Consider the following 639-nt stretch of genomic DNA (forward strand, 5'->3'; position numbering starts at 1 on the left):
GGTCTTCGAAGTTCTGCGAAACATGCTCGTTTGCGAGTATTCGGGACAGGCTCCGCTACGCCGCCGGACGTGCGATCACTGGTTCATCGAGATATCGGCGGCATGGGTCAGATGGCGCATCAGGATGTCCGCAGCGTCTTGCGGAATGCCGACCTTGTCGACCGCGCGGTACATGCATTTCAACCATAGGTCGCGCATTTCCTGGCCGATCGGCACATGCTCATGAATTTCCTTGAGGCGCGAGTGACCGTGTTTCTGGACATAGCGTGGCGGGCCGCCAAGAAAGCCGGAAAGATAGTTGAACTGCTCTTCCCGTGAATGCGCGACACCGTGGCCGCGAATATGCAGAAGGTGAAGTTCGTGGGCGTCCTCATCCTGTTCGATGATGTCGTAGAACGTCTCTACCAGGGTTCGAATTCCGTCATCTCCACCCAGGAGCTGATACAAAGATTTTTTCTTGACTGCGAGTGTGTCCATTCATCCGGCCTTCCAAGCAACTACTCGGAATGATGCCATAGGCTGGATATCGTGTCGATTAAAATCATTCATTTTCAATGTAGGTTTTGCAGAAATGTACCGGCCGGAATTTAGAATCTCCTTGTCCGCCAGCCATGTTGGCGGCGAGATCAAAGTCTGGAG

General features: G+C 53.4%; 1 protein-coding gene. It reads right to left on the reverse strand.

Going from position 1 to position 639, the window contains the following annotated elements:
* Positions 1–75: 75 nt before the first annotated feature.
* Positions 76–477 (reverse strand): group II truncated hemoglobin, encoded by a 402-nt coding sequence (locus tag ACLKMW_RS26500; RefSeq protein ID WP_415727521.1) that lies wholly within the window; start codon positions 475–477, stop codon positions 76–78.
* Between the last annotated feature and the right edge of the window lie 162 nt (positions 478–639).

It is taken from the genome of Borborobacter xinjiangensis (assembly GCF_047739745.1).
Classification (GTDB): Bacteria; Pseudomonadota; Alphaproteobacteria; order Rhizobiales; family Rhizobiaceae; genus Pseudaminobacter.

Excerpts from the sequence above, each read along its gene's own strand:
- ACLKMW_RS26500 (WP_415727521.1), bottom strand. The coding sequence starts at position 477 with ATGGACACACTCGCAGTCAAGAAAAAATCTTTGTATCAGCTCCTGGGT.